Origin of the sequence: Streptomyces sp. NPDC057253, assembly GCF_042669125.1 — a bacterium.
Classification (GTDB): Bacteria; Actinomycetota; Actinomycetes; order Streptomycetales; family Streptomycetaceae; genus Streptomyces.
In genome coordinates this window covers 103,144-121,667 of the sequence record NZ_JBHUXV010000005.1, presented here as the reverse complement: position 1 = coordinate 121,667, position 18,524 = coordinate 103,144, and the positions used below count along the sequence as shown (strand labels likewise).

Annotated in this window: 21 protein-coding genes; 11 read left to right on the top strand and 10 right to left on the bottom strand. The window is 72.4% G+C overall.

Annotation, left to right across the window (positions count from 1 at the left end):
• Nucleotides 1–24 precede the first annotated feature (24 nt).
• The 4 genes from ACFULQ_RS04490 to ACFULQ_RS04475 form a co-directional block, all read right to left on the bottom strand.
• Nucleotides 25–984 carry an SDR family NAD(P)-dependent oxidoreductase gene (locus ACFULQ_RS04490; protein WP_383538007.1) on the bottom strand — a complete coding sequence of 320 codons (960 nt, stop codon included), beginning with the start codon at nt 982–984 and terminating at the stop codon, nt 25–27.
• 309 nt (nt 985–1,293) lie between these two features.
• Nucleotides 1,294–2,463 (bottom strand): aromatic acid exporter family protein, encoded by a 1,170-nt coding sequence (locus tag ACFULQ_RS04485; RefSeq protein WP_383538004.1) that lies wholly within the window; start codon nt 2,461–2,463, stop codon nt 1,294–1,296.
• Between the two features lie 29 nt (nt 2,464–2,492).
• Nucleotides 2,493–3,149: an HAD family hydrolase gene (locus ACFULQ_RS04480; RefSeq protein ID WP_383538002.1), complete on the bottom strand. Its 657-nt coding sequence runs from the start codon at nt 3,147–3,149 to the stop codon at nt 2,493–2,495.
• Between the two features lie 39 nt (nt 3,150–3,188).
• Nucleotides 3,189–4,226, bottom strand: coding sequence for a PHP domain-containing protein (locus ACFULQ_RS04475; RefSeq protein WP_383537999.1), 1,038 nt, complete (start codon nt 4,224–4,226; stop codon nt 3,189–3,191).
• Nucleotides 4,227–4,367: 141 nt separating this feature from the next.
• On the opposite strand from ACFULQ_RS04475, the gene ACFULQ_RS04470 reads away from it, so the two are divergent.
• From ACFULQ_RS04470 to ACFULQ_RS04460, 3 genes are read left to right on the top strand one after another with little or no spacing between them, the layout of a single operon-like run.
• Nucleotides 4,368–5,177, top strand: a complete 810-nt coding sequence (locus tag ACFULQ_RS04470) for an SDR family oxidoreductase (protein WP_383537996.1) — start codon at nt 4,368–4,370, stop codon at nt 5,175–5,177.
• Nucleotides 5,174–6,190, top strand: a complete 1,017-nt coding sequence (locus ACFULQ_RS04465) for a DNA topoisomerase IB (RefSeq protein WP_383537993.1) — start codon at nt 5,174–5,176, stop codon at nt 6,188–6,190. The genes ACFULQ_RS04470 and ACFULQ_RS04465 overlap by 4 nt, the downstream gene beginning before the upstream one ends.
• Nucleotides 6,191–6,233: 43 nt before the next feature.
• The gene (locus ACFULQ_RS04460) at nt 6,234–6,470 is read left to right on the top strand and encodes a hypothetical protein (protein WP_383537991.1); all 237 of its coding nucleotides are present in this window, start codon (nt 6,234–6,236) and stop codon (nt 6,468–6,470) included.
• Between the two features lie 9 nt (nt 6,471–6,479).
• Here the strand turns inward: ACFULQ_RS04460 and ACFULQ_RS04455 are convergent, their stop codons facing one another.
• Complete coding sequence (locus tag ACFULQ_RS04455) at nt 6,480–7,706, bottom strand: RICIN domain-containing protein (RefSeq protein ID WP_383537989.1); 1,227 nt, start codon at nt 7,704–7,706, stop codon at nt 6,480–6,482.
• Nucleotides 7,707–7,816: 110 nt separating this feature from the next.
• Nucleotides 7,817–8,386 carry a VanZ family protein gene (locus ACFULQ_RS04450; RefSeq protein ID WP_383537987.1) on the bottom strand — a complete coding sequence of 190 codons (570 nt, stop codon included), beginning with the start codon at nt 8,384–8,386 and terminating at the stop codon, nt 7,817–7,819.
• 214 nt (nt 8,387–8,600) lie between these two features.
• Between ACFULQ_RS04450 and ACFULQ_RS04445 the strand changes: the two genes are divergently transcribed.
• The 6 genes from ACFULQ_RS04445 to ACFULQ_RS04420 are packed head-to-tail and all read left to right on the top strand — an operon-like array spanning nt 8,601 to nt 12,338.
• A complete protein-coding gene (locus ACFULQ_RS04445; RefSeq protein WP_383537984.1) occupies nt 8,601–8,786 on the top strand; it encodes a hypothetical protein in 186 nt (61 codons plus the stop codon).
• A complete protein-coding gene (locus ACFULQ_RS04440) occupies nt 8,783–9,235 on the top strand; it encodes a monovalent cation/H+ antiporter complex subunit F (protein ID WP_383537982.1) in 453 nt (150 codons plus the stop codon). The genes ACFULQ_RS04445 and ACFULQ_RS04440 overlap by 4 nt, the downstream gene beginning before the upstream one ends.
• The gene (locus ACFULQ_RS04435; RefSeq protein WP_383537979.1) at nt 9,228–9,488 is read left to right on the top strand and encodes a hydrogenase subunit MbhD domain-containing protein; all 261 of its coding nucleotides are present in this window, start codon (nt 9,228–9,230) and stop codon (nt 9,486–9,488) included. The genes ACFULQ_RS04440 and ACFULQ_RS04435 overlap by 8 nt, the downstream gene beginning before the upstream one ends.
• Complete coding sequence (mbhE, locus tag ACFULQ_RS04430) at nt 9,485–10,225, top strand: hydrogen gas-evolving membrane-bound hydrogenase subunit E (protein WP_383537976.1); 741 nt, start codon at nt 9,485–9,487, stop codon at nt 10,223–10,225. Before ACFULQ_RS04435 ends, mbhE begins: the two co-directional genes overlap by 4 nt.
• Nucleotides 10,222–10,572: a sodium:proton antiporter gene (locus ACFULQ_RS04425; protein ID WP_383537974.1), complete on the top strand. Its 351-nt coding sequence runs from the start codon at nt 10,222–10,224 to the stop codon at nt 10,570–10,572. Before mbhE ends, ACFULQ_RS04425 begins: the two co-directional genes overlap by 4 nt.
• Complete coding sequence (locus ACFULQ_RS04420) at nt 10,572–12,338, top strand: complex I subunit 5 family protein (RefSeq protein WP_383537972.1); 1,767 nt, start codon at nt 10,572–10,574, stop codon at nt 12,336–12,338. Before ACFULQ_RS04425 ends, ACFULQ_RS04420 begins: the two co-directional genes overlap by 1 nt.
• Here ACFULQ_RS04420 and ACFULQ_RS04415 read toward each other — a convergent pair whose 3' ends face one another.
• Nucleotides 12,339–13,001, bottom strand: a complete 663-nt coding sequence (locus ACFULQ_RS04415; RefSeq protein ID WP_383537970.1) for a DUF4230 domain-containing protein — start codon at nt 12,999–13,001, stop codon at nt 12,339–12,341.
• 151 nt (nt 13,002–13,152) lie between these two features.
• Between ACFULQ_RS04415 and ACFULQ_RS04410 the strand changes: the two genes are divergently transcribed.
• The gene (locus ACFULQ_RS04410) at nt 13,153–14,346 is read left to right on the top strand and encodes a cytochrome P450 (RefSeq protein ID WP_383537967.1); all 1,194 of its coding nucleotides are present in this window, start codon (nt 13,153–13,155) and stop codon (nt 14,344–14,346) included.
• A gap of 11 nt (nt 14,347–14,357) precedes the next feature.
• Here the strand turns inward: ACFULQ_RS04410 and otr(A) are convergent, their stop codons facing one another.
• Nucleotides 14,358–16,256 (bottom strand): tetracycline resistance ribosomal protection protein Otr(A), encoded by a 1,899-nt coding sequence (gene otr(A), locus ACFULQ_RS04405; RefSeq protein ID WP_383537963.1) that lies wholly within the window; start codon nt 16,254–16,256, stop codon nt 14,358–14,360.
• Nucleotides 16,257–16,455: 199 nt separating this feature from the next.
• On the opposite strand from otr(A), the gene ACFULQ_RS04400 reads away from it, so the two are divergent.
• Nucleotides 16,456–17,409 carry a ribose-phosphate diphosphokinase gene (locus ACFULQ_RS04400; RefSeq protein WP_383537961.1) on the top strand — a complete coding sequence of 318 codons (954 nt, stop codon included), beginning with the start codon at nt 16,456–16,458 and terminating at the stop codon, nt 17,407–17,409.
• 48 nt (nt 17,410–17,457) lie between these two features.
• On the opposite strand, the gene ACFULQ_RS04395 is transcribed toward ACFULQ_RS04400, so the two are convergent.
• Together ACFULQ_RS04395 and ACFULQ_RS04390 are read right to left on the bottom strand one after the other, a co-directional pair.
• Nucleotides 17,458–17,838, bottom strand: a complete 381-nt coding sequence (locus ACFULQ_RS04395; protein ID WP_383537958.1) for an anti-sigma factor antagonist — start codon at nt 17,836–17,838, stop codon at nt 17,458–17,460.
• A 150-nt stretch (nt 17,839–17,988) separates the two neighbouring features.
• Entirely contained in the window at nt 17,989–18,426 is a 438-nt protein-coding gene (locus ACFULQ_RS04390; protein ID WP_383537955.1) for a MarR family winged helix-turn-helix transcriptional regulator, read from the bottom strand.
• Nucleotides 18,427–18,524: the final 98 nt, after the last annotated feature.

The window sequence follows — 18,524 nt, the reverse complement described above, 5'->3', positions numbered from 1 at the left end:
GACCGTCGGGCCGTCGGTGCCGGATCAGGCGAACGCGTTCACGCCCGTCAGCTCCGCCGACAGCGTCCACAGGCGCTCCGCCTGCTCCGGGTCGGTCGCCCACGCCTTGACCCCGCCGCTCTGGTCGCCGTCGACGGCGGGCTCGGCGATGTCGCAGTCCTCCAGGTAGACGCCGCCCATCCCCGCCAGCTGGGGCGAGGTCGCCGCCCACACCTGGGTGGCCGCGCCCTGCTCGGGGCTCTTGAAGCCGGAGGGGTTGAGCGGGTTGCCCTGCTCGTCGATCCAGCCGCGCTCCACCATCTCCGCGGTGGGGAGGTGGCGCTGCAACGGGGTGAGGATGCCGCCCGGGTGGAGCGAGAAGGCCCGCACCCCGCGCTCGGCGCCGAGCCGGTCGAGGTGGACGGCGAACAGGACATTCGCCGTCTTGGCCTGGCCGTACGCCTGCCACTTGTCGTAGCCGGTCCGCCAGTGGACGTCGTCCCAGCGCATACCGGAGAAGTGGTGGGCGCGCGAGGACACCGAGACCACCCGGGCGCCACCCGGCTCGATGGCCGGCCAAAGCCGGTTGACCAGCGCGAAGTGCCCGAGGTGGTTGGTCGCGAACTGGGCCTCCCAGCCGGGTCCGACCCGGGTCTCCGGGCAGGCCATGATCCCGGCGCTGTCGATGACGAAGTCGACCGTGCGGCCCGAGTCGAGGAACCGCTCGGCGAAGGCGCGCACGCTCTCCAGGTCACCGAGGTCGAGCTCGTCCAGCTCCACGCCCTCCAGCCCCGCCACGGCCTTCCAGGCGTTGTCGGGACGCCGGGCCGGGACGACCACCCGGGCGCCCGACTTCGTGAGTGCCCGGGTGGTCTCGAGGCCGAGCCCCGAGTAGCCGCCGGTGACGATCGCGAGCTTTCCGGACAGGTCCGTGCCCGCCAGGACGTCGTCTGCCGTGCTGTGGGCGTCGAACCCCGAACCGATCTTGTGCTGTGCAGTGCTCATGACCGGAACGCTACGAATTGGAGCGCGCTCGAAGTCAAGCCCGGCCCGTCAGGAGTCCGACCCGGGGAACAGCGCCGGAAAAAGGGGAAGCCCCGACCGGACGGGGGAATCACGGTCGGGGCGGTCAAGTGGTGGGCACGGATGGCGGTCGCCTCTCGGCGAAAGGCTCCACAGGGCTTCAGCCGAACGATCGTCCCTGTGGGCAAAAGGTGAGGCCCGGGGACACTGTCCCATCCGCACCCACGGTCTGTTCAACGGGCCACGACCCTGTGGTGTTCCTCGGCAGAGGCCGATTCGAGGTGAACTGCGTCACCCCTTCTTGCCGGTCGGAACGGTCTCGCTCCAGAGGTTCTCGGCCTGGAGGAGCAGCGTCCCCAGCACGGTCGTCCCATCGGCCCCCTGCCCGGCGTGCTCCCGCAGCCCGTCCTGGAGTTGCCCGAGCAACTCCCGCATCGTCTCCTCCGCTCCGTCGTCCGGACGGACGTCGTCACCGGCCCCGAGCAGTCGTTGGCTCTCGGCGTGGCAGGCGTCGGCGATCAGCTCAAGGAGCCCGGCGTAGGCCTGAAGGACCGGCCCCGAGGGCGAGGTGGGGGCGCGGTCGTCGTCGGCGGCGACGGCCAGGCTTCTGGTGAGCGCGCGGATGTGCCCGGTGACCCGGCTCCAGCGGTCGTCGTCCTCCTCCGGCGGGACCGGCGCGGGAGGCCGCCGTACGGCTCGCAGTGGCGCGGCGGTCAGCCGCAGGCTCTCCCGGCTCCAGCCCCGGGCCGAGCGCAGCGCCCGCAAGCGGTGCTCCAGATGGGCCGAGGCACGGGACCAGCGCCGGGTGTCCCACTCGCCCTCGCGCAGGTCACCGGCCACGGTGCGCAGGACGTCACCCGCCTCCCGGGCCAGCGCCGCGAGGTTCTCCCGGACGTCCCGCAGATGGATCGGCGGCAGCACGAACGCGTTCACGGCGAGGCCGATGACCGCGCCGAGCGCGGCCTGTCCCACCCGGTGCCCGACGGAGGACGCCCCGGCGGCACCGGTGGCGAGGGTGAACAGCGCGGTGGTGGCGCCGTAGATCCCCTGGTCGCCGAAGCGCGGCCAGTTCGCCAGCAGCACCAGCGGCGGCACGGACAGCGCCACCGCGCCCAGGGTGCTCCCGGTGACGGCCAGGGCCACCGCCGCGAGCACGGTCCCGCAGCAGATCGCCGCGAGCTGCCGCACGGCCTGCATGAGGGAGCTGTACACGGTGGCCTGCACCAGCACGAGGGCCACCCACGGGGCCATCAGGGCCATCGGGTCGCCCATCCACTCGCCCGCCACGAGCCAGGCCAGGATCGCGGCGCCCGAGGCCTTCAGGGACTGCACCACCAGGTCGCGCTCCCGCCCGGGCCCACGCCAGGCGGCACGGGCCGCCCGGCCCACGGCACCGGCCTCCCGCTGGAGCGCGTGCGCGGGCCGGAACGGCCGCCTCACCACTTCGGTCACACGAGTCATCCGCTGTGAGTTCCGCGGGAACCCGCAGGTCATGCCAGGAAACTGTCCCCCAGATCCGCCAGCAGGTGCGCCGGGTCGTCGTAGATCGCCTGCGCGCCCGCCTCTTCCAGGTCGGCGCGCGGGATGCCGCCGCACAGCACGCCGACGCAGCGCACCCCGGCCCGGGAGCCGGCCTGCATGTCCCAGACGGTGTCGCCCACGAAGACCGCCCGTTCGGCCGGCACCCCGGCCAGCTCCAGGGCGTGCTCGACGGGTTCGGGGGCCGGCTTGCCCTCCTCGACGTCGTCGGCGCTCGCGGTGGCCGTGATCGCGTCGTCCGCGGAGATCGCCCGGCGCAGCGCCGACAGCTCGGCGCCGCCCGCCGAGGTCGCGAGCACCACCCGCCAGCCCTCCCGATCGAGCCGCCGCAGCAGCCGGCCCGCGTCCCGGAGAGGTGGCAGCCGGTCGAAGTACTGCCCGTACAGGGCCTTGTGGGCGGCGCTCAGCTCGGCGTCCTGGTCCTTGTCGCGGTCGTCACCGAGCAGGTGGGCGACGAGGTCCTCGGAGCCCAGCCCGATGGCCCGGTGCACGGCGTGCATCGGCACCTGGTGGCCCGCCTGCCTGAATGCCTCCCACCAGGTCGTCACATGCAGGTGATTGGTGTCCACGAGAGTCCCGTCGACGTCGAACACTGCCGCCCGTTCCATGAACCGCTCCTTATCCGATCGAGCCGCACGAGTACCACGTCAGGCGGTCGCCACTCGGGACGGCACCCGGCCGTCCCGGGACCAGCCGAGCAGTTCCGGAAGGCTCCAGGTGGTCACGATCCGTTCGGCCGGCACCCCGCACTCCTCGGCCCGTGCGCACCCGAGGATCTGCCAGTCGAGCTGGCCGGGCGCGTGCGCGTCGGTGTCGACCGAGAACAGCACGCCCGCCTCGACCGCCTTGCGCAGCAGTCGGCGGGGCGGGTCGAGGCGCTCCGGGCGGCTGTTGATCTCCACCGCCGTGCCCGACTCGGCGCAGGCGGCGAACACCTCGTCCGCGTCGAATGCCGACTCGGGCCGCCCCCGTCCGGTCACCAGGCGTCCCGTGCAGTGCCCGAGGACGTCGGCGTGCGGATTCCGTACGGCCGCCACCATGCGCCGGGTCATCGCGCGGGCGTCCATGCGCAGTTTGGAGTGCACGGACACCACCACCACGTCCAGGCGGTCCAGGAGTTCGGGCTCCTGGTCCAGCGAGCCGTCGTCGAGGATGTCGCACTCGATGCCGGTGAGCAGCCGGAAGGGGGCCCAGGTCTCGTTCAGTGCCGCCACCACGTCCAGCTGCTCCCGCAGCCGGTCCGGGGACAGCCCCCGGGCCACGGTGAGCCGGGGGGAGTGGTCGGTGAGCACGGCCCACTCGTGGCCCAGTTCCGCCGCGGTCCGGCCCATCTCCTCGATCGGGCTGCCCCCGTCCGACCAGTCGGAGTGCAGATGGCAGTCGCCGCGCAGCAGCGCCCGCAGCTTCTCTCCGCCGCCCGTGCGCGGCGCGCCGGACTCGCCCTCCAGCTTCTCCAGATAGCCCGGCACACCTCCGGCCAGGGCCTCCCGCACCACCTGGGCCGTCTTCGGGCCGATGCCCTTGAGCGACTCCAGCGAGCCTGCCTCGGCCCGCTCGCGCACCTCGTCCGCGGGCAGCCCCCTCAGCACCCGGGCCGCGGTACGGAAGGCCCGGACGCGGTACGTCGGTGCCAGTGAGCGCTCCAGCAGGAAGGCGATCCGCTCCAGCGCCTCGACGGGATCCATGGCCACCTCCTCCACCCCAGAGTTCCCCAGGCACCCGGGGGCCGCACGGCGGGCGAGCGGTTTGTCGGGTACGCCCCCGGGTACTGCGATGCGTCGTCGGATTCCGCACCCCGACGACACCCCGTCCCCGAGGAGGCAGCGATGTCCGCCCCCAGCGCACCCCGCACCAAGGTGGCCGTGATCACCGGAGCCGACTCCGGCATCGGCAGGGCCACCGCCGTCCGGCTGGCCCGGGCGGGGATGGACGTCGGCATCACCTGGCACAGCGACCTCAAGGGCGCGGAGGAGACCGCCGACGAGGTGCGTGCCCTCGGGCGGCGGGCCGCCGTGGCCCAGATGGACCTCACCCGGCTGCCCGTCGCCGCCGGAACCGTCGACGAACTGTGCGACCGGCTCGGCCGCCTCGACGTTCTGGTCAACAACGCGGGCACCGGCACCAGGACGCCCTTCCTCGACCTGGAGCTGGACACCGTCCGCGAGGTGCTGGACGTCGATCTGCTCGGTCCGTTCCTGTGCGGTCAGAAGGCCGCCCGGCACATGATCAGCCAGGGCTCCGGCGGCCGGATCGTCAACGTGACCTCCGTCCACGAGCACCAGCCGCGGGTCGGCGCGGCCCCCTACTGCGCGGCCAAGGGCGGTCTCGGTCTGCTCACCCAGGTCATGGCCCTGGAGCTCGCCGAGCACGGCATCACCGTCAACGCGGTCGCGCCCGGCGAGATCGCCACCCCGATGACCGGCCAGGAGGACACCGACGTGCACACCGAGGACCGGCCCGGCGTACCGCTCGGCCGCCCCGGTGACGCCCGCGAGGTCGCCGCGGTGATCGCCTTCCTCGCCGGTCCCGAGGCCAGTTACGTCACCGGCGCGTCCTGGAGCGTGGACGGCGGCATGCTCCGCATGGGCCCGCAGGCCGGCTCGCACCTCGGCGACGACGAGTGGCGGCGTCCTTGAGACTGCGCACCAGTTCCTGCGACCGCCCCGGCCTCACCCGCGTGCGCCGCGGCCGGGGCTTTCGCTACCGGGACCCCGAGGGCCGGCCGGTCACCGACCCGGACGCGCTCGCCCGCATCCGCGCCCTGACCATCCCGCCCGCCTGGCGCGACGTGTGGATCTGTCCCTGGCCCAACGGCCATCTCCAGGCCGTGGGCACCGACGACGCGGGGCGCCGCCAGTACCTGTACCACGAGCGGTTCCGCGCCCAGCAGGAGCAGGCCAAGCACGAGCACGTGCGGGAGGTCGCCCGCGCTCTGCCGGAGCTGCGCGAACGGGTCGCCGAGGACCTCACCGGGCGCGGCCTGAGCCGCACCCGCGTCACGGCCTGCGCGGTGCGCCTGCTCGACCTCGGCTTCTTCCGGATCGGCAGTGACCGGCACACCCGCCAGTCGGAGACCTACGGTCTGACGACCATGCTCCGCGACCACGTCACCTGCGGCCGCGAGGAGCTCACCTTCGACTATCCGGCCAAGGGCGGCACCGAACTGGTCCGCGCGCTGGTCGACGACGACGCCCTGGCCGTCGTAAGGGCGCTCAAGCGCCGCAGGCAGGGCGGGGACCGGCTGCTCGTGTACTGGGAGCGAAAGCGCTGGCACGATCTGCACGGCGGCGATCTGAACGAGGCGCTGCGCAGGCTGTCCGGCACCGACATCACCGCCAAGGACTTCCGCACCTGGCACGCCACGGTCCTGGCCGCCGTCGCGCTCTCCGTCGCCGCCGAGGAGGCCCGGGCCACCCCGACGGGCCGCCGGCGTCAATTGGCCCGGACCGTGCGCGAGGTCAGCCACTACCTGGGCAACACGCCCGCGGTGTGCCGGGCCTCGTACATCGACCCACGGGTCTTCGAACTGTTCGAGCAGGGCAGGACGGTGGCCCCCGCGCTCACCCGGCTGGGCGAACACGGGGACTTCGGGCGCCCGGCCACCCAGGGCGCGGTCGAGGCGGCCGTCCTCGCCCTGCTGGGCGGGTGATGTCCGCCTCTCCCTCCCGCGCATTGCGTTCTACGCTCTATTCATGACCGAAATCGGCAGCCCACACATCGCGAACCCGCGGATCCTGGTGCTCGGGGTCCAGCCGACGACACCGCCCTTCCGGATCGTGGAGATCGACGGGGAGGTGGTCGGTGAGGCGCGGACCGTCACCGACGTCCTGGAGGCGGCCGCCGCCTTCGGCATCATCGTCCATGACCTGGACGACCCGGACGTGGTCCGCTGGGTGGGTGGCGACAAGTTCACCTGGACCCGGCACTGACCCTCGGGCTCAGCCGACCGTCCACTTCTGGTTGGCGGCCCCGGTGCAGGTCCACAGCTGGAGACGGGTGCCGTTGGCCGAGTTGTTGCCGGTCACGTCCAGGCACTTGTTGGCCTGCGGGTTGACGATGTCGCGCGCGCCCGTGACGGTCCACCGCTGGGCCCCGGAGCCGTTGCAGTCGTAGAGCTGGACCGGTGTGCCGTCGGCGGTCGCGCCGCCGGTGACGTCCAGGCACTTGCCGAGCGCGCGGATCGTGCCGTCGGAGCCGACGGTCCACTGCTGGGCGGCGGTGCCGTTGCAGTCGTAGAGCTGTACGGCGGTCCCGTTCGCGGGGTTCGCCCCGGCGACGTCGACGCACTTGCCGGCGAGGCCCCGGATCGCCGTCCCGCCGGCCGTGTCGCCGGTGGTCACCGACACGTGGTCCACCACGAGTTGCTGCGGGAAGGCCGTGGAGCCGTCCGGGTCGCCGGGCCAGTAGCCGCCGACCGCGAGGTTCAGGATCAGGAAGAACGGCTTGTTGAACACCCAGGTGCGGCCGCCCAGGTCGGCCGGGGTGCGCCGCTGGTAGACGTTCCCGTCCACCGACCAGGTGATCGAGTCCGGCGCCCAGTCGACGGCGAAGGTGTGGAAGGCGTCCGCGAAGGCCTGTCCGTTCGGCAGGGAGTAGCCGGCGCCGATGCCGCCCGAGCCGGAGTAGCCGGGGCCGTGGATCGTGCCGTGCACGGTCGAGGGCTCGAAGCCGACGTTCTCCATGATGTCGATCTCGCCCGAGTCCGGCCAGTTCACCGGAGTGCCCAGCATCCAGAACGCCGGCCACATGCCCTGTCCGCGCGGGATCTTCATGCGCGCCTCGACGTGCCCGTACTGCGCGGTGAACTTCCCGGAGGTGTTCAGCCGGGCCGAGGTGTACTGGCAGGTGCCGTACCAGCACTGGTAGTTGGCCGGGTTCTCGCGCCGGGCCGTGATCACCAGATGGCCCTGGCCGTCCAGCGCGGCGTTCCTGTTGCCCGCCGTGTAGTACTGCCGCTCGTGGTTGTTGACGTTGTCGCCGGTCTCGATCTGCCACTTCGAGGAGTCGACCGCCGCTCCGGCGGGCCCGTCGAAGGTGTCGGAGAAGGTCACCGCGGCGGCGGACGCGGGGACGGCGGGCGGGTCCGCCTGAGCGGTGCCCGCCGCGATCAGCACGGCGGACAGGGCGGCGAGGAGACATCTGCGCAGCAGGCGTGAGGCGGCCACGGCACATCCTTCGAGGTGGGGGGGGAGGGGTCGCCTCTTGATTTAAGGAGTGAGGTAAGGGGTCGTCAAGACTTTGGTACGGACCAGAAGTAGAGCGGATCGGGAATCCGTTACGCCTTCTTGGCCGCCGCCTTCTTCGCCGTCGGCTTCTTGTGCACCGCGCGGCTCAGCCGCCGTCCCAGCAGCAGATAGCCGATCAGGGCGCCGGACGTGTTCAGGATGACGTCGTCGATGTCGAAGGCCCGGCCCTCCACCAGCGCGCCCTGCGCGAACTCGACCAGCAGCATCACCACGGCCGTCAGCAGCGCGATCCGCAGCAGCCCGCGGGTCTTGGGGGCGATGATCGGCACCAGGATCCCGAACGGTATGCCCAGCAGGATGTTCCCGCCGATCTGCTTGACGGCGTCCCGCATCTCGGGCTGGTCCAGATAGAGCTTGAGCGAGGCGCCCGGATGCAGGTTGGTGTGGGTCAGATCCACCGACGCGGGCGAGGGCTCCAGGGTCAGCCGGGCCAGCACGACGGCGAACGCCACCATGAACGCGAAGGCGAACACCATCGCCACGAAACGGACCACGAGGGAGAGCGGATTCCGCCTGGGGCGGGCGGGCTTCGCCGCGGGCTCGGTCTTGGTGGTGCCGGCGTCCGACGCCGCTCGCGAACGTGAGAGCACCCAGGCCATTGCTTCCTCCACTGTCCAACTTCCGTCTGTGGAAGGCCGCTTACCCGCGAACGGCCCGGAGATGCCGTCCCGGCCCGGCCGCCCTCGGTTTCCCTTCGTACGGTCGGGGCACTGGGGCCTGAGTACCGCGCGCGTCGCCCCCGCACGCCCTTGACGCGGTGTTTGGATGGCGCGCGACGGCCGTTTCCCAGGCCGTGTTCCGAGGAGGTGGCGCATGACGACCGGGCGGACCACGCTTCTCGCCGCGGCCGAACTCCTCGCCTGGTGGGCCGCGCTCGCCGTGCTCTGGCTCGTGCTCATCAGCACCGTGGACCCCCTGGAACTCGCGGTCGGCGCGGCCGTCGCCGGCCTCGGCGCCCTGGCCGCCCGCGCCGCCCGGCGGGCGGTGAGCGAGCGGTGAACGGCTGGATCCTCGCCGCGGCCGTCGTCCTCGGCGGGGGAGTGGGAGCCACCGTGTGGGGCGTCGCCACCGGACCGCTCAGGCGCCGGGTCGTGGCACAGAACCTGTGCACCGCGTTCGCCTGCCCCGCCCTGCTGCTGCTCTCCCAGGGCTACGGCCGTCCCTCCTACGTCGATCTCGCCCTGGTCCTCGCCCTGCTGGGCCCGGTCGGCACCCTCGTCTTCGCCCGGCTGCTCGCCGACGAACTGGCCGACGACCCGCCGAGCGCCTGGGGACTGACCTACGCGGCCGCCGCCGTCGGCGCGCTGGTCGTACCGGCCCTGTGCGTGGCCGCAGGACCGAGCCGGGCGATGGCCAAACTGCTGGTCGTGGGCGCCCTGCTGATCGGCGGGAACATCGTGGCCTCGCGCGCCCTGTCCGGTGGATTCCCGGAGGTCCGCCATGGCTGACGCGGTGATCGTCGTCGCGCTGCTCCTGGTCGCCGGCTCCGCGACGGCGGCCGTGGCCGCCCGCGACCCCGTCCGCCAGGCCCTGGTCCTGTCCGTGCTCGGCGTGGTCCTCGCCGTCCTGTTCACCGTGCTCCAGGCGCCCGACGTGGCCCTGTCGCAGCTCGCCGTGGGCTCCGCGCTCACCCCGCTGTTGCTGCTGCTCACGGTCCACAAGGTCAAGCGGCGCGGCCGTGGGGAAGGACCCCGCAGGTGAGCCGACGCGTCCGGCTGTGGCTCGTGGCGGTGGGCGGCGCGGGCCTGGCCGCCCTCCTCACGGCCGCCGCCCTCGACCTGCCCGCCTTCGGCGGCGCGCACCACCCCTACGGCGACCGGGCCGTCCACGCCTCCCTGGCCCGGCACACCGCCAACGTCATCGCCTCCGTCAACTTCGACCAGCGCGCCTTCGACACCCTCGGCGAGATGACCATCCTCTTCGCGGCGGTCATCGGCTGCGGCATCCTGCTGCGCCGGACCCCCGACGAACACCGCGCGAGTCTCGCCCCCGCGGCAGTGGCCCGCCCCGTCCGCCGCTACGCCCTCCTCGTGCTCCCCGTCGCCCTGCTCACCGGCCTGTACGTGATCGCCCACGGCCAGCTCAGCCCCGGCGGCGGCTTCCAGGGCGGAGTCGTCGCCGCGACCTCCCTGCACCTGCTCTACCTGGGCGCCGACTACCGCGCCCTGGAACGCGTCCGGCCGGTCGACCTGTACGAGACGGGCGACGCGATCGCCACCTCCGCCTACGTCGTCACCGGCCTCGCGGGCCTGATCGGCGGCTCCGCCTTCCTCGCCAACACCCTGCTGCCGTACGGCACCTTCAACACGCTGTCCTCCGGCGGCACCGTCCCGCTGCTGAACGCGGCCGTCGGCATGGAGGTCGCCTGCGCGGTCGTCGTGCTGCTCGCCCGCTTCCTGGACCAGGCCGTCGAGATCGAGGAGGGGACCGGGACATGATGGACGTCCTTCCGTACCTGGTGGCCGGCTGGGTCTTCCTGACCGGCTGCTACGGGCTCGCCACCAGCCGCAACCTGATCCACGCCGTCGGCTGTCTGTCGGTGTGCCAGGCCGGCACCTACGTCCTGCTGCTGGCCGTCGGCTACCGCCACGACGCCACCGCCCCCGTCTTCTCCGACCTCGAACCCGGCTCCCGCCCGGTCGTCGACCCGCTCGTGCAGGCCCTGACGCTGACCGACGTCGTGGTCGGCGCCACCGTCACCGCCCTGCTGCTCGCCCTCGTCGTCCAGATCTCCAAACGCCACGGCACCGTCGACCCCGACGAACTCTCCGAGCTGCGCGGCTGATGGACGACCTGCTGCCCCTGCTGGTGGCCGTACCTCTGCTAGGTGCCGCCCTGCTCGTCGCCGGCGGCCGCCTGGTGCCCCGGCCCGTCGCCGAGACCGTGGGCTGCGCGGTCTCCGCCGGCACCGCTGCCCTGGCGCTCGTGCTCCTGCTGAACTCCTCGCCGCCCTTCCTGGAGTGGGCCGGCGGCTGGACGCCCGTGAACGGACAGAGCGTCGGGATCGTCCTGATCGGGGACGGCCCGGGGCTCGGCATGGCTGCCCTCGCCTCGCTGCTCACGCTGGCGGCGCTCGCGTACTCCTGGCGCTACTTCGACGAATCGCCCCGTGGCAGCGCCGGGTCCTTCCCCGCGCTGCTGCTGCTCTTCCAGGCCGGCATGTGCGGCTTCGCGATCGCCGGCGACCTGTTCAACGCGTTCGTGTGGTTCGAGCTGATGGGCGTTTCCGCCTACGCCCTCACCGGCCACCGGATCGAGGAGGCCAGGGCCGTGCAGGGGGCGCTGACCTTCGCCGTGGTCACCTCGCTCGGCGCGTACGCCCTGCTCATGGGCATCGGACTGCTGTACGCGCGCACCGGCGAGCTGGGGATGCACGCGATCGGCCGGGGCCTGGACGCGCACGGGCGGCCCGACGCCCTGGTCCTCGCCTCGTTCGTCCTGGTGATGACCGGGCTCCTGGTCAAGGCGGCCGCCGTCCCCTTCCACTTCTGGCTCCCCGACGCGCACGCCGTCGCCCCCACGCCGGTGTGCATGCTGCTGTCGGGCGTCATGGTCGAACTCGGCACCTTCGGCGTCTGGCGCGTGTACGGCACCGTCTTCGCCGGGCCCGGCGGGGTCCCGGCCCCGGAGTTCGAGCGGACCCTGGTGGTGCTGGGCGTGCTGACCGCCGTGATCGGCGCGGTGATGTGCTGGTACCAGCGGCACATCAAACGGCTGCTCGCCTACTCCACGGTCGCCCACACCGGGCTCTTCCTCATCGGCATCGGCGTGCTGAAGCCCGAGGCCGACGACGGGATCGCCCTGTACCTTCTCGGCCACGCCGGGGTGAAGGCGGCCCTCTTCGCCTGCACCGGCATCCTCCTCGACCGCTACGGCAGCGTCGACGAGCACGCGCTGCACGGCAGGGCACGCGAACTGAAGGGCGTCGCCGTGCTGTTCACGCTGGGCGGCCTCGGCCTCGCGGGGCTGCCGCCCTTCGGTACGGCGCTCGGCAAGTCCGTCACAGAGGAGGCCGTGGGCGGCCCGCTCACCGTGCTGTACGTGGCGGCGAGCGCGGTGACCGCGGCGGCGGTGCTGAGGGTGGCCGGCCGGGTGTTCCTGGGCCTCGGCCCCAGGCCCGCCGACGGGGCCGGTTCCGGGTACGAGACGACCGGGTCCGGTGAGCGGCCCGAGACCCGGCACCGGCTCGGCCGGATCCCGGACACGATGACGGCGGTGCCCGCGGTGCTGCTCGCCGGGTCCCTCGCCGTGGGGCTGGCCCCCGGCTTCGCGAAGGTGGTCGCGCACTCCGTCAACGAGACCGGCTCCGCGGGGGTCGCCGCCTCCGTGCACTGGACCCCGGCCGGCGTCCTGCTGGGTGTGCTCTCCACCCTGCTGGCCGGGGGCCTCGCTCACCTCGCCGTCACCCGTCCGGAGGTGGGCGCCGCACCGGACCGGGCGCTGTGGCTACGGCGCCTTCAGTCCGGGCACGTCGGCGACTACGTGGCCTGGGTGCTGGTGGGCGCCACCGTGCTCGGCGCCCTCACCCTGCCGGGCATGCTCGGTGGTTGATCAGCTGCCGTAGGTGACCTCGACCTTCTTGAAGCCGAGCGAGTTCAGCAGACCCTTGAGCATGTTGGTGGTGTTGGTCTCGGCCCGCTTGGTCAGCTCGCTCTCCTTGGCCGCCTCGGTGATGTGCTTGACGGCGAGTTTCTGCACGGCCTGTTCGCTGTTGGGGTTGTCGGAGAAGAAGTCGCCGAGCCGGTCGAGCAGACCGCGCTGCTTGGAGACCGCGTAGGAGCGGTCCGCGTCCAGCGTGGCCTTGCCCAGCTGGGCGTGCGGCAGATGCAGGGTGGCGGCGGTGCGGTCGTCGTTGACCGTCACGTCGTTCTTGGCGACCTTGCCGAGGTCGACATAGGCGTCGACGGCGCCCGCCCCCACGTACAGGGTGCGCGAGCCGCGGATCGCGTCGGGCAGGAACTTGGTGTCCTTCTCCAGGTCCACGACGACCTGGAAGTTGCCGGAGGCGGCGTCGTAACGGCTGATGTCCTGGATGGACTCCAGAAGTGCGGGACCCGAACGGTCGTGGGTCTCGGTGCCGAACAGGTCCTTGAGGCCAGGGATCACACTGAGCCGGATACCGGCGAAGAACACCACGAGCACCACCACGACGGCGGTGACCACCTTCGCCCAGCCGGGCATGCGCCTGGACACTCGCCTGATGGGAGTCGTCATGCGACGGCCCTCCTTTCCACTGCAACGGATGCCCAGGGATGACCCCCAAAAGCCCGGCGGCACCGTCTTGTTGGCTGATTGGGACACTGCCGGGACACTCGGGGGCGCACTAGCGTGGAGAACTCCGCGTACGGCGTGTCTGGAGACCCGGATGAGCACGGACAGCACGTCCCGGACCCTGCGTCCCATGCACCGCATCCCCCTGCCCGAGTCCGGTCCGCCCCGGCTCACCACCCTGGCCACCGGCACCCCGGTATGGCTCGTGACCCGCTACGCCGATGTGCGCCAGGTGCTCATGGACCCCCGCTTCGACCGGAAGTCCCTCAAGGACGAGGACGCCCCGCCGCTGCTCGTCGTACCGAACCTGCTGGACTCCCCGGACGGGCTCCTCAACCAGGACGGCCCACCCCACCAGCTGCTCCGGGGCACGGTCCAGCGGGCCTTCACCCCCCGCGCGATCGCCCGCTGGCGGCCCTGGACCGCCTCCGTGGTGGAGTCGCTCCTCGACGACCTGGCGCGGCAGCCGCAGCCCGCCGACATCGTCGAGGCGTTCACGCGCCGGCTGCCGGTCTCGGTGATCTCCCGGCTGATGGGCCTGGAGGACGCCGACTGGGAACGCATCCGCGGCTGGGCCGACCACGCCCTGTCCGGCGGCGCGCACTCCGCCGGGGAAGTGGGCGCGGCGATGCGGGAGTTCGGCCTGTTCTGCGCGGAACTCGTCGCCAAGCGGCGCAAGGAGCCGGGCGACGACCTGGTCAGCGCGCTGGTCGGGGCGGGCGACGGTCTCGGGATCGAGGAGCCGCGGCTGGTCGTCCTCGTCCTCGGGCTGGTCGTCGCCGGACACGAGACGACCATGACGGCCCTCGGCAACATCGTCGTCCACCTCCTCACCGACGGGCGGGAGGCCTGGCCGGGCCTCGCCGTGAGCCAGGACGCGGCCGAGACGGCCGTCGAGCAGCTGCTGCGGACGATCCCGCTCAGCGAGGGCAGGGTGCTGCCCGGACTGATCCGCCGTGCCGTGCGGGAGGTCGAGGTCGGTGGCGTGACGATTCCGGCGGGGGCGGTGGTCGCGGTGCAGACGAACGCGGCCAACCGCGACCCCGAGGTCTTTCCCCCGCCGGCCGAGACCGACCTGTTCGCCCCACTGACCACCCCCAGCGTGGTGTTCGGCGCGGGCCCCCATCACTGCCTGGGAGCATGGCTGGCCCGCCTGGAACTGGGGCTGGCCCTGCACCGCCTCGCGGTCCGGTTCCCGCGACTGCGGGCCGAGTTCACGGCGGAGACGATCGAGTGGCGTGAGGGCCAGATGACCCGGGGGCCGCGACGATTGCCGGTGTCCTGGTAGGGAAGGGTCGCCTACGCCGCCCCTTCAGGGGCGCGGTCGGTATCGATATGGGGCTCCGCCGCGTGGGCGCGACCGGCCCCCACCGGCCGGTCACCGTGCAATCGGGACCACCACACCCCTTCTCCGTGCGTGAGTTCCGGCAACCGGAGTTCCACCGTCCGCACGTGCCGCGCCGGAAGCTCCCCGGTGATCACCCACGCCGTCTCCCCGCCCGACGTGCCGGTGAACTCCGCTTCCCGCGAGGCGAGCAGGGACGTCACCGCCGCCAGCGCAGCAGACGGCACCTCCACCTCGAACGCGTGACACGGCTCGAACAGCCGGGTCCCGGCCCGCTCCAGCGCCCGCCGCAGCACGACCGGCGTGAGCCCGCGGAAGTCGGCGGCGGTGCTGAGCGGCGCGACGAAGCCGGACCGGATCAGGGTGACCCGGTAGTCCGTCACGGCGGCACCCGTCAGCCCGGTTCCCATGCCCGCGTGCACCGACTCCTCGACGGCCTGGTGGAACGCCCGGGGGAGGGCGCCGAGTTCGGTCTCGTACGTGAAGACCCCGCCGGAGCCGCGCTCACCCGGCTCGACCCGCAGGCCGATCGTCGCCCAGTACCGGGTCCCCAGATGCCAGGGCGTCTCGGCACCGGCTTCCCCCGTGCCGCGCGGACGCTCCAGGTACCGGACCCGGCCCGGCGCGAAGTCCGCCTCGACGCCGAAGTCCTGGGCGAGGGTCGCCGCGAGCACCTCCATCTGGACCTCGCCGTACAGGAGCAGGGCGGTGGCGCCGTCGGCCGCGGGACGGGCGTGGATGAGGGGGTCCTGGTCGGCAAGGGTCAGCAGCGCCGAGCGCAGCCGGGCCGCGTCGGCGGGGTGGCGGGCGGTGACCAGGGTCTCCAGGGTCGGGGGCGCGAACTGCGGTGCACGGTCGGTCGGTTCACCGAGGTGGTCGCCCACGCGGAGGCCCGGGGAGAACGTCAGCGCGGCGATGTCCCCGGCCGCCAGCTGTCCGCTCAGACGGGTCACCCGCCCACGGATCCGGCTCGTCACACCGTCGGCGCCGCGCCTGAGGAACGTCAGCCGCTGACGCTCCGTCACCTCACCGCCGTACAGCCGCAGACAGGCGATGCGCTCACCGCCGGGTCCCGGCCGTACGGCGAACACCGTGCCGCGCGGTTCGCCGCCCGGCGTCGCGGGTGCGGGCGGGATCAGCCGGGTCACGGCCTCGACCAGGTCCGGCACGCCCTGGCCGCCGAGGGCGGACCCGAAGTACACCGGGTGGAAGGAGCCGTCGGCGGTACGGGCGGCGAGGGCCGTCAGGAGGTCGTCCCGGGTGGGCTCGGGGCCGTCCACGAGGGCCGCGAGGATGTCCGGGTCGACCTCGGCGAGCGCTTCGGCCGCGGCGCCGACGCCCAGCGGCCGCACGCGCGCGCCGGCCGAGCCGAGGCCCGTCACCCGGGCCAGCGGGGCGACGTACGGCGTCAGCCCGCGCCGGATGTCGGCGAGCAGGCCCTCGTCGCGGGCGCCGGGGCGGTCGATCTTGTTGACGAAGATCAGTGTGGGCAGCCGCAGCCTGCGCAGGGTCCGCATCAGGACGCGGGTCTGCGCCTGTACGCCCTCCACGGCGGACAGCAGCAGGACCGCGCCGTCGAGGACCTCCAGGGCGCGCTCGACCTCGGCGATGAAGTCGGAGTGCCCGGGGGTGTCGATGAGGTTGATCCGGGTGCCGTGGGCGGTGAAGGAGGCGACCGCGGAGCGGATGGTGATGCCGCGCTGCCGCTCGATCGCGCCGTCGTCCGTGCGGGTGTCACCGGCGTCGACGCTGCCGAGCCGGCCGATCGCGCCGTGGTCGAACAGCAGCCGCTCGGTGAGGCTGGTCTTACCGGCGTCGACGTGGGCCAGAATGCCGATGTTCAGGGTGTGCATACGGGGTCGAGTCCTCGAGAACCGTGGGCCGAAGGGGGCGCTGGGTCGTGTCGAGGAGACGGCGCATGCGAGGGGTCCTGACGTGAGGGGAACCGGGCAGGGCCATGATGGCGGGCGCCCGGTGGGGTTCCGCAACCGAATTCCGGTGGCCAGTAGCATGAGCCCGGCAGCCCGAAATGATCATCCGAGGAGCGGATCCGTGCGAGACATCGCCGTGTTCAGCGGTAGCGCCCACCCCGAGCTGGCGGCCGAGGTCTGTGCGCATCTCGGGGTGCCGCTGAGCCCCACCCGGGTCAGCCGGTTCGCCAACGACTGCCTCGAGGTGCAGCTCCAGGCCAACTGCCGGGAGCGGGACGTCTTCCTGATCCAGCCGCTGGTCCGGCCGGTGCAGGAGCACCTGGTGGAGCTGCTGCTGATGTGCGACGCGGCCCGCGGCGCCTCCGCGCGCCGGATCACCGTCGTGATGCCGCACTACTCCTACGCGCGCTCCGACAAGAAGGACGCGCCCCGGATCTCGCTGGGCGGACGGCTCGTCGCCGACCTGATGGTCTCGGCCGGCGCGAGCCGCGTCCTCGCCATGACCCTGCACTCCCCGCAGGTCCACGGCTTCTTCTCGGTGCCCGTCGACCATCTGCACGCCCTGCGGGAGCTCGCCGCGCACTTCCAGCGGTACGACCTCTCCCGCACCACCGTGGTCTCCCCGGACCTCGGCAACGCCAAGGAGGCCGCCGCCTTCGCCCGGCTGATCGGGGCCCAGGTGGCCGCCGGCGCCAAGCAGCGGTTCGCCGACGACCGGGTCAGCATCAGCGATGTCATCGGCGAGGTGGCGGGGCGGGACGTCATCGTGCTGGACGACGAGATCGCCAAGGGTTCGACGGTCCTCGAACTCCTCGGCAAGTTGCGTGAGTTGGGGCCGCGATCGATCCGAGTGGCCTGTACCCACGGGCTGTTCGCGGACGGTGCCCTCAAGAGGATCGGTGAGCAGCCCGACGTGCTGGAGATCGTCTGCACCAACACCGTGCCGGTCCCCGAGGAGGAGCGCACCGACAAGCTGCGGATCCTGTCCATCGCCCCCGCCCTCGCCGAGGCCGTGCGGCGCATTCACAACGGCGAGTCCGTCAGCGCCCTGTTCGACGCGCCCCGGAGCGAATGACGGGAAGCGTTTGCGGGCCGACCGCGGGGTGCGTGCGGCGATCCGCCGTCATAACGAGCCGGACGTGGCCTCGGGCTGCCCCAGGGCCGCGTCCAGGGACGGCAGCGGAGGCAGCAGCCGGGTCAGACCGGTCACCCGCATGATCCGCAGGGTGAGCGGGTGCGTGCAGACCAGGAGGAGCCGGCCGTCGCGGTCGAGGACCCGGGACCGGGCGCGGTACAGCAGCCGCAGCCCGGAGCAGTCGAGGAACTCGACGAGGCTCAGGTCGATGACCACACGGGCGTCGGGCTGGGCCGTGGCCCGGTCCAGGTGCGGCAGGATCTCGGTGGCCGCGGCGATGTCGATCTCCCCGCGGAACTCCAGCACGGTGTGACCCCGGTCCTCGTGGACGCGCAGATGCCGGGAGTGCGGTGCCGGTTCCTGCTGCACGACGACATCGCCTCCCACCGTTCCGCGCAAACGCGTTCCCCGCCCTGCAAGTTACCCCCGATGGAATGAATTTGAGCATGTTCGATTGACATATGTCTTCGAATTGCGACCGCCAGTTCGCGCCCGGTTCACGCGGGGCTCGCGCCGGGCTCAGGAAAGGGCGTGCCAGGCCGTGGTGAGGGCCTGGCGGAACTGCTCGGTCTGGTGTGCGGTGAGGTCCCGCACCATCCGCTCCTCCAGCTCCCTGACCGGGCCCTCGTGCTGTGCGAGCAGGGCGCGGGCCTCGTCGGTCAGCAGGATCAGCAGCTCCCGGCGGTTGCTCGGATTGCGCTCCCGGCGCACCAGGCCGCGTGTCTCCAGCGAGCGCACCAGGTCGGCGATCGACTGTGCGGTGACGAAGGAGTCCCGGGCCAGCTGGGCCGCCGACAGGCCGTCGTGCCGCTGCAGGACGGTCAGGGCCGTGTACTGGAGCGCGGTGATCCCGGAGGGTCTGACCAGGTCGTCCAGGTGGGAACGGACGACGAGCTCCACCTGTTTCACCATGTAGAGGAGCGACGGGGGCGCCTTGGTCGCCTGTGTGTCGAGCATGGGTTCAGGCTAGAGCATTGACAGGAAACCTGTCTGTAAAGAGACTGCGAACCAACAGGAATCCTGTTTGTTGAAATCTTGGCAACGATGCTGAGGAG

Coding starts and splice junctions, on each gene's coding strand:
- ACFULQ_RS04410 (WP_383537967.1), top strand. CDS start 13,153: ATGAGCACGGACAGCACGTCCCGGACCCTGCGTCCCATGCACCGCATC.
- ACFULQ_RS04425 (WP_383537974.1), top strand. CDS start 10,222: ATGATGGACGTCCTTCCGTACCTGGTGGCCGGCTGGGTCTTCCTGACC.
- ACFULQ_RS04480 (WP_383538002.1), bottom strand. CDS start 3,149: ATGGAACGGGCGGCAGTGTTCGACGTCGACGGGACTCTCGTGGACACC.
- ACFULQ_RS04420 (WP_383537972.1), top strand. CDS start 10,572: ATGGACGACCTGCTGCCCCTGCTGGTGGCCGTACCTCTGCTAGGTGCC.
- ACFULQ_RS04460 (WP_383537991.1), top strand. CDS start 6,234: ATGACCGAAATCGGCAGCCCACACATCGCGAACCCGCGGATCCTGGTG.
- ACFULQ_RS04435 (WP_383537979.1), top strand. CDS start 9,228: ATGGCTGACGCGGTGATCGTCGTCGCGCTGCTCCTGGTCGCCGGCTCC.
- ACFULQ_RS04445 (WP_383537984.1), top strand. CDS start 8,601: ATGACGACCGGGCGGACCACGCTTCTCGCCGCGGCCGAACTCCTCGCC.
- ACFULQ_RS04470 (WP_383537996.1), top strand. CDS start 4,368: ATGTCCGCCCCCAGCGCACCCCGCACCAAGGTGGCCGTGATCACCGGA.
- ACFULQ_RS04485 (WP_383538004.1), bottom strand. CDS start 2,463: ATGACTCGTGTGACCGAAGTGGTGAGGCGGCCGTTCCGGCCCGCGCAC.
- ACFULQ_RS04475 (WP_383537999.1), bottom strand. CDS start 4,226: ATGGATCCCGTCGAGGCGCTGGAGCGGATCGCCTTCCTGCTGGAGCGC.
- ACFULQ_RS04450 (WP_383537987.1), bottom strand. CDS start 8,386: ATGGCCTGGGTGCTCTCACGTTCGCGAGCGGCGTCGGACGCCGGCACC.
- ACFULQ_RS04415 (WP_383537970.1), bottom strand. CDS start 13,001: ATGACGACTCCCATCAGGCGAGTGTCCAGGCGCATGCCCGGCTGGGCG.
- ACFULQ_RS04490 (WP_383538007.1), bottom strand. CDS start 984: ATGAGCACTGCACAGCACAAGATCGGTTCGGGGTTCGACGCCCACAGC.
- ACFULQ_RS04390 (WP_383537955.1), bottom strand. CDS start 18,426: ATGCTCGACACACAGGCGACCAAGGCGCCCCCGTCGCTCCTCTACATG.